This is a genomic window from Marinobacter shunpengi, assembly GCF_045449695.1.
Classification (GTDB): domain Bacteria; phylum Pseudomonadota; class Gammaproteobacteria; order Pseudomonadales; family Oleiphilaceae; genus Marinobacter.
Genome location: NZ_JBJJKZ010000023.1, coordinates 1 through 8,131, shown reverse-complemented (window position 1 = coordinate 8,131; position 8,131 = coordinate 1). Strand labels below are relative to the sequence as shown.

Below are 8,131 nucleotides of genomic sequence, written 5' to 3'. Positions count from 1 at the left end.
GGGTTGCCCCGGACGGGGTCGGAACGGGAAGTTCTGGTCCGGATGGTGTGCGTCGGTTGTTTGAGAACTCAACAGTGTGCTTGATAGTCAATGCCAAATTTTGAACCTTTTTGGTTCCTTTGGACTGGATTGAACAGCTAGTCTGTTTGGTCTGGCCAGTATCGATAGGCGACTGGTGGCCCCTTGGGGGTTGTTGGTTGTTTTCTCTCTTTTACGGAGAGTTTGATCCTGGCTCAGGACGAACGCTGGCGGCGTGCTTAACACATGCAAGTCGAACGGTGAAGCCCAGCTTGCTGGGTGGATCAGTGGCGAACGGGTGAGTAACACGTGAGCAACCTGCCCTCCACTTCGGGATAAGCCTTGGAAACGGGGTCTAATACCGGATATGAGCATCTGCCGCATGGTGGGTGTTGGAAAGTTTTTCGGTGGGGGATGGGCTCGCGGCCTATCAGCTTGTTGGTGGGGTGATGGCCTACCAAGGCGTCGACGGGTAGCCGGCCTGAGAGGGCGACCGGCCACACTGGGACTGAGACACGGCCCAGACTCCTACGGGAGGCAGCAGTGGGGAATATTGCACAATGGGCGAAAGCCTGATGCAGCGACGCCGCGTGAGGGATGACGGCCTTCGGGTTGTAAACCTCTTTCAGCAGGGAAGAAGGCCTTCGGGTGGACGGTACCTGCAGAAGAAGCGCCGGCTAACTACGTGCCAGCAGCCGCGGTAATACGTAGGGCGCAAGCGTTGTCCGGAATTATTGGGCGTAAAGAGCTCGTAGGCGGTCTGTCGCGTCTGGTGTGAAAACCCGAGGCTCAACCTCGGGCTTGCATCGGGTACGGGCAGACTAGAGTGCGGTAGGGGAGACTGGAATTCCTGGTGTAGCGGTGGAATGCGCAGATATCAGGAGGAACACCGATGGCGAAGGCAGGTCTCTGGGCCGCAACTGACGCTGAGGAGCGAAAGCATGGGGAGCGAACAGGATTAGATACCCTGGTAGTCCATGCCGTAAACGTTGGGCACTAGGTGTGGGGCTCATTCCACGAGTTCCGTGCCGCAGCTAACGCATTAAGTGCCCCGCCTGGGGAGTACGGCCGCAAGGCTAAAACTCAAAGGAATTGACGGGGGCCCGCACAAGCGGCGGAGCATGCGGATTAATTCGATGCAACGCGAAGAACCTTACCAAGGCTTGACATGCACCGGACGCTGCCAGAGATGGTGGTTCCGCAAGGTCGGTGCACAGGTGGTGCATGGTTGTCGTCAGCTCGTGTCGTGAGATGTTGGGTTAAGTCCCGCAACGAGCGCAACCCTCGTCCCATGTTGCCAGCGGGTTATGCCGGGGACTCATGGGAGACTGCCGGGGTCAACTCGGAGGAAGGCGGGGATGACGTCAAATCATCATGCCCCTTATGTCTTGGGCTTCACGCATGCTACAATGGCCGGTACAGAGGGCTGCGATACCGTAAGGTGGAGCGAATCCCAAAAAGCCGGTCTCAGTTCGGATTGGGGTCTGCAACTCGACCCCATGAAGTCGGAGTCGCTAGTAATCGCAGATCAGCAACGCTGCGGTGAATACGTTCCCGGGCCTTGTACACACCGCCCGTCAAGTCACGAAAGTTGGTAACACCCGAAGCTCATGGCCCAACCGGTTCGTCCGGGGGGAGTGGTCGAAGGTGGGACTGGCGATTGGGACTAAGTCGTAACAAGGTAGCCGTACCGGAAGGTGCGGCTGGATCACCTCCTTTCTAAGGAGCACATACTGCTCGCCTGGTGGGGTTCTGCCCCGTGGGTGGGTGGTCATGCACAGCCATCGTAGGCGCCGAACGTGTGTCTGGTGGTTGCTCTGGGTGGAACATTGACTGTTTGCGGTGCGCTGGGTGCGTGCCGGCTGCTAGTACGTCTGCTGCTTCGGTGGTGGGTGGGAACGTGGTCGGTGGTGTCTGGTTCGTCGTGTGAGCACACTGTTGGGTCCTGAGGCAACCGGCCTGCGTGGTCGGGTGACCTTTGATGGATACGGGTCGTTGGTCGGGTCTTCATACCGCTTCGCTCATCGTGCTGTGCTGCTGTCCTTCGGGGTGGTGGTTGGTGGGGTGTGTGGGGGTCGGGTGGGCCTGGTGGCCGGCGGGACCGTCCGTTGCTTGAGAACTGCACAGTGGACGCGAGCATCCCAGATGTTCAAGTATTATTCTTGGATTTCTGTAGCATATTTGTAGTGTGTGTCGAAGTTTAGAAGGGCACATGGTGGATGCCTTGGCACTAGGAGCCGAAGAAGGACGTTGTAGCCTGCGTTAAGCCTCGGGGAGCTGGCAAACGAGCTGTGATCCGAGGATGTCCGAATGGGGGAACCCAGCCGCAGTCATGTGCGGTTACCTGTACCTGAATTCATAGGGTGCAGGGGGGAACGCCGGGAAGTGAAACATCTCAGTACCGGCAGGAAGAGATATTCCGTGAGTAGTGGCGAGCGAAAGCGGATGAGGCCAAACCGTATGCGTGTCAAGCTGTCAGGCGTTGCGTGTGCGGGGTTGTGGGACCTTTCTCAGATCACTGACATGGTCTGGACCAGTAAGAAAGTCGTGTCATAGTCGAACCGCATTGAAAGGCGGACCGTAGAGGGTGTGAGTCCCGTAGACGAAATGGTGCGGCCTGGTGAAGGGGATCCCAAGTAGCACGGGGCCCGTGAAATCTCGTGTGAATCTGGCAAGACCACTTGCTAAGCCTAAATACTACCTAGTGACCGATAGCGGACAAGTACCGTGAGGGAAAGGTGAAAAGTACCCCGGGAGGGGAGTGAAATAGTACCTGAAACCGTGTGCCTACAATCCGTCGGAGCCTCCTTAGCAGGGGTGACGGCGTGCCTTTTGAAGAATGAGCCTGCGAGTTAGTGCTCGGTGGCGAGGTTAACCCGTGTGGGGAAGCCGTAGCGAAAGCGAGTCCGAATAGGGCGATTCAGTCGCCGGGTCTAGACCCGAAGCGAAGTGATCTAGCCATGGGCAGGTTGAAGCGCCGGTAAGACGGCGTGGAGGACCGAACCCACTTAGGTTGAAAACTGAGGGGATGACCTGTGGTTAGGGGTGAAAGGCCAATCAAACTTCGTGATAGCTGGTTCTCCCCGAAATGCATTTAGGTGCAGCGTCACGCGTTCCTTGCCGGAGGTAGAGCTACTGGATGGCCGATGGGCCTCACCAGGTTACTGACGTCAACCAAACTCCGAATGCCGGTAAGCCAGAGCGTGGCAGTGAGACTGCGGGGGATAAGCTTCGTAGTCGAGAGGGAAACAGCCCAGACCACCGGCTAAGGCCCCTAAGCGTGTGCTCAGTGGGAAAGGATGTGGAGTTGCACAGACAACCAGGAGGTTGGCTTAGAAGCAGCCACCCTTGAAAGAGTGCGTAATAGCTCACTGGTCAAGTGATTCCGCGCCGACAATGTAGCGGGGCTCAAGTACACCGCCGAAGCCGTGGCACTCACACTTTACCCAGCATTCCCTTTCGAGGGGGTGTTCAGGTGTGTGGGTGGGTAGGGGAGCGTCGTGTGGGCAGTGAAGCCGCAGGGTGACCTAGCGGTGGAGACCACACGAGTGAGAATGCAGGCATGAGTAGCGAAAGACGGGTGAGAAACCCGTCCGCCGAATGACCAAGGGTTCCAGGGCCAGGTTAATCCGCCCTGGGTAAGTCGGGACCTAAGGCGAGGCCGACAGGCGTAGTCGATGGACAAGGAGTTGATATTCTCCTACCGGCGAAGAACCGCCCATACCGAATCCGGTGATGCTGACCACCCCCGAGTACCACCGTCACCTTCGGGTGACACCGGTACAACGGCGTGGGACCCAATCCGGTAGTAGGTAAGCGTGTTAACAGGGGTGACGCAGGAAGGTAGCCCGGCGTGGCGATGGTAGACCACGTCCAAGGTCGTAGCCGGCTTCGTAGGCAAATCCGCGAAGCATTGACGGTGAGAACTGACGGTGACCGCACTAGCGGGAATCGGGTGATCCTCAGCTGCCAAGAAAAGCCTCGACGCGAGGTTCTAGCCGCCCGTACCCCAAACCGACTCAGGTGGTCAGGTAGAGAATACCAAGGCGATCGAGATAATCGTGGTTAAGGAACTCGGCAAAATGCCCCCGTAACTTCGGGAGAAGGGGGGCCCGATCCGTGAACACCCTAGCGGTGGGAAGCGGTGAGGGCCGCAGAGACCAGGGAGAAGCGACTGTTTACTAAAAACACAGGTCCGTGCGAAGTCGCAAGACGATGTATACGGACTGACGCCTGCCCGGTGCTGGAAGGTTAAGAGGACGAGTCAGCGTAAGCGAAGCTCAGAATTTAAGCCCCAGTAAACGGCGGTGGTAACTATAACCATCCTAAGGTAGCGAAATTCCTTGTCGGGTAAGTTCCGACCTGCACGAATGGCGTAACGACTTCTCCGCTGTCTCAACCACGAACTCGGCGAAATTGCACTACGAGTAAAGATGCTCGTTACGCGCAGCAGGACGGAAAGACCCCGGGACCTTTACTATAGCTTGGTATTGGTGTTCGGTGCGGTTTGTGTAGGATAGGTGGGAGACTATGAAGCCCGCGCGCCAGCGCGAGTGGAGTCGCCGTTGAAATACCACTCTGACCGCATCGACCATCTAACCTCGGTCCGTGATCCGGATCAGGGACAGTGCCTGGTGGGTAGTTTAACTGGGGCGGTTGCCTCCCAAAATGTAACGGAGGCGCTCAAAGGTTCCCTCAGCCTGGTTGGCAATCAGGTGTCGAGTGCAAGTGCACAAGGGAGCTTGACTGTGAGACCGACAGGTCAAGCAGGGACGAAAGTCGGAACTAGTGATCCGGCGGTGGCTTGTGGAAGCGCCGTCGCTCAACGGATAAAAGGTACCCCGGGGATAACAGGCTGATCTTCCCCAAGAGTCCATATCGACGGGATGGTTTGGCACCTCGATGTCGGCTCGTCGCATCCTGGGGCTGGAGTAGGTCCCAAGGGTTGGGCTGTTCGCCCATTAAAGCGGCACGCGAGCTGGGTTTAGAACGTCGTGAGACAGTTCGGTCCCTATCCGCTGCGCGCGCAGGAAACTTGAGAAGGGCTGTCCCTAGTACGAGAGGACCGGGACGGACGAACCTCTGGTATGCCAGTTGTTCCGCCAGGAGCACCGCTGGTTCGCTACGTTCGGAAGGGATAACCGCTGAAAGCATCTAAGCGGGAAGCCTGCTTCAAGATGAGGTTTCCATCCCCCTCGTGGGGTGAAGGCACCCAGCTAGACCACTGGGTAGATAGGCCGGAAGTGGAAGACAGGACCAACGACTGTCGCAGCTGACCGGTACTAATAAGCCAACAACTTCAACACCAACACTTCTGCTATGCACGCGTCCACTGTGCGGTTCCCGAGAAACGGGCACCACCCCCGACCCACCCCTTGACCAGGTGGGGACACACGGGGAACCCGAACAACTCGATAACGTTACGGCGGTCACAGCGAAGGGGAAACGCCCGGTCCCATACCGAACCCGGAAGCTCAGCCCTTCAGCGCCGATGGTACTGCCCTGGAGACGGGGTGGGAGAGTAGGACGCCGCCGGACACCCTTCACAGCCAGGCCCCCCACACCACACGGTGCGGGGGGCCTGACTGCACCCACCACACCCGCCGGCGACACGTGGGAGAATCTCTCACTGACCTGGAACGAGAGGACCACCGTGAACGACACGCCGCGCGAGGACCGCCCAGACCGGGGCGACGGGGGCTCGCGCCGCCCGCAGGGCACCGGTCGAGGGGGCGGCGGACAGCGCCGGTCTCGCGACGACCAGCAGGGCGGCGGCCCTCGACGTCCGGACGGGGACCACCGTGGTGGTCCACGCCGCGAGGGTGGGAGCGGCCGGCGCGGTGACGAGGAGCGGGGGAACGGTGGTCGTGGCGCTGCGGGCGGTCGCGACGGCGGACGTCGCGACGGCGGACGTCGTGACGGCACGGCCCATGGCGGTGACCGTGGCCGGCGCGACGAGCGTCATACCGGTGCTCGGGGTGGTGCCTACCCTGCACGCGGTGGCCAGCAGCGCCCCGCCCGGCCGGAGCGGCCTCGTGACCCGAACCGGGCCCCGGACCCTGAGATCCCTGAGGATGTCGACTCCCGCCAGCTCAGCAAGGAAGCGCGGGCGCGGCTGCGCGGTCTGAGCAAGGACAACGCCGAGGGCGTCGGTGCGCACCTGGTCATGGCCGGCAGGCTGCTGGACACCGACCCCGAGGAGGCCTACCTGCACGCTCAGGCGGCCGTGCGGCGGGCCGGCCGCATCGACGTCGTCCGTGAGGCCGCGGGCATCGCCGCGTACCGCACCGGCCGGTACGCCGAGGCCTTGCGCGAGCTCCGCACCGTGCGCCGGCTGAACGGCTCGTCGGAGCACCTGCCTCTGATGGCCGATGCCGAGCGCGGCCTGGGCCGCCCGGAGCGGGCGATCGCCCTGGCGCAGTCCGAGGAGGCCGCCACGCTCGAGCCGGAGGCACGCACGGAGCTGGCCATCGTGGTGAGCGGTGCTCGCAGCGACCTCGGCGACCACGAGGCGGCGCTGGCGGTGCTCGATCGCATCCCGGCGGCGGAACGCCAGGGAGACCTGGGCCTCCGGGTGCTCCAGGCCCGTGCCGTCGCTCTGGAGACCGCGGGACGGGTCGACGAGGCGACGGAGCTGTTGGCCGGCGTCGACCCGTCCGCGCTGGAGCGTGCGCTCGGGAACGGTGGGGACGACGAGGACTACGTCGTCTACGACGTCTTCGACGAGACGGCGGACGACGAGAGGCCGGAGGCGTGAGCGAGACCCTGCTGGGGAGCGATCGACCGCTGGCGGAGGCGCACGACCTCGCGCTCGTGGACCTGGACGGCGTGGCCTACCAGGGTCACCTGCCGATCGCGCACGCCGCGGAGTCCCTCGACGAGGCCCGTCGGCGAGGGCTCCGCCTGCTGTTCGTGACGAACAACGCCTCCCGCGAGCCCGAGGACGTGGCCGGCCAGCTCAGCGGTCTGTCGATCCCCACGGAGCCCGACGAGGTGATGACGGCGGCGCAGGCGTGCGCGAACCTGCTCACCACCCGCCTCGCGCCCGGCGCCAAGGTTCTGGTCGTGGGGGGCGCAGGGCTGGTCACGGCGGTGCGGCAGGCAGGGTTCGAGGTCGTGTCCTCTGCCGACGACGCGCCCGACGCCGTCGCTCAGGGCTTCGCGCCCGAGCTCGGTTGGTCGGACCTCGCCGAGGCGGCCTATGCGGTGGCCGGCGGTGCGTGGTTCGTGGCCAGCAACCGTGACATGTCGTTGCCGACGGCCCGAGGCTTTGCTCCCGGCAACGGTGCGCTGGTCGGGGCCGTCGTCGCCGCGACCGGCGTCCAGCCGGCCAGCGCGGGCAAGCCGTCGCCGACGATGTACCGCATGGCGGTCGATCGCAGCGCTGCCCGTCGCCCGCTGGTCATCGGCGACCGGCTGGACACCGACCTGGCCGGCGCGCGCGCCGGGGACATCCCCGGCCTGCACGTCCTGACCGGGGTCTCGAGCGCCCGGGACGCTGTGCTCGCCCCACCCGGACTTCGTCCCCACTTCATCGGCGCCGACCTGCGCGCGCTGCTCGAACCACACCCCGAGCCGGTCCTCGACGACGGGTGGTGGCGGTGCGCGGACCGCGCGGCCAGGGTGCGCGACGGCGTCCTCGAGCTCGACCGTTCGGGCCCGTCGGGCATCGACGTGATCCGCGCCGCGTGCGCGGCGTCGTGGGCTGCGGTCGACGACGGCGTCACGCCGGACCCGTCGACGGTTCCCGAGCTGAGCGCCTGAGAGCCCATCAGCCCGGCCCCGCCTCGTCGGGCCCGTCGCACCCACCAGGTAGCGTTGTCCCGGACGAACGAGCAGCAAGGAGGGGACATGTCGCACGACGCGCAGGTGCCGCGTGCGTCGGGGAGCATCCCTTCCGGTGCACTGGCTCCCCTCGACGACATCGACGACCTGCCTACCGAGCAGCACGTCGCCCGCTTCGAGGCGGTGCACGACCGGCTCCGGGAGCAGCTGAACTCCCCGGACACGGACGACGAGGCGGGTGACTGATGACCGAGCGTGCCGACGCCGAGCTCGTGCGGCGCGGCCTGGCCCGGTCGCGTGCGCAGGCGTCCTCCCTGGTCGCGGCCGG

At 63.2% G+C, this 8,131-nt stretch carries 3 protein-coding genes and 3 rRNA genes; all 6 read left to right on the top strand.

From position 1 onward, the window contains the following. The first annotated feature begins 210 nt into the window (after nt 1-210). A 16S ribosomal RNA gene (locus ACJO2E_RS20055) occupies nt 211-1,737 on the top strand. Nucleotides 1,738-2,210: 473 nt separating this feature from the next. Further along, nucleotides 2,211-5,324: ribosomal RNA gene (locus ACJO2E_RS20050) — 23S ribosomal RNA — on the top strand. A gap of 115 nt (nt 5,325-5,439) precedes the next feature. After that, nucleotides 5,440-5,556, top strand: a 5S ribosomal RNA gene (rrf, locus tag ACJO2E_RS20045). The 16S, 23S and 5S rRNA genes sit together here, the layout of an rRNA operon. Nucleotides 5,557-6,184: 628 nt before the next feature. Continuing rightward, complete coding sequence (locus ACJO2E_RS20040) at nt 6,185-6,775, top strand: tetratricopeptide repeat protein (RefSeq protein ID WP_406966199.1); 591 nt, start codon at nt 6,185-6,187, stop codon at nt 6,773-6,775. Further along, nucleotides 6,772-7,782 carry an HAD-IIA family hydrolase gene (locus ACJO2E_RS20035; protein ID WP_406966197.1) on the top strand — a complete coding sequence of 337 codons (1,011 nt, stop codon included), beginning with the start codon at nt 6,772-6,774 and terminating at the stop codon, nt 7,780-7,782. The genes ACJO2E_RS20040 and ACJO2E_RS20035 overlap by 4 nt, the downstream gene beginning before the upstream one ends. 87 nt (nt 7,783-7,869) lie before the next feature. Next, entirely contained in the window at nt 7,870-8,049 is a 180-nt protein-coding gene (locus ACJO2E_RS20030) for a hypothetical protein (RefSeq protein WP_406966195.1), read from the top strand. Nucleotides 8,050-8,131 lie beyond the last annotated feature (82 nt).

Excerpts from the sequence above, each read along its gene's own strand:
- ACJO2E_RS20040 (WP_406966199.1), top strand. The coding sequence starts at position 6,185 with ATGGCCGGCAGGCTGCTGGACACCGACCCCGAGGAGGCCTACCTGCAC.
- ACJO2E_RS20030 (WP_406966195.1), top strand. The coding sequence starts at position 7,870 with ATGTCGCACGACGCGCAGGTGCCGCGTGCGTCGGGGAGCATCCCTTCC.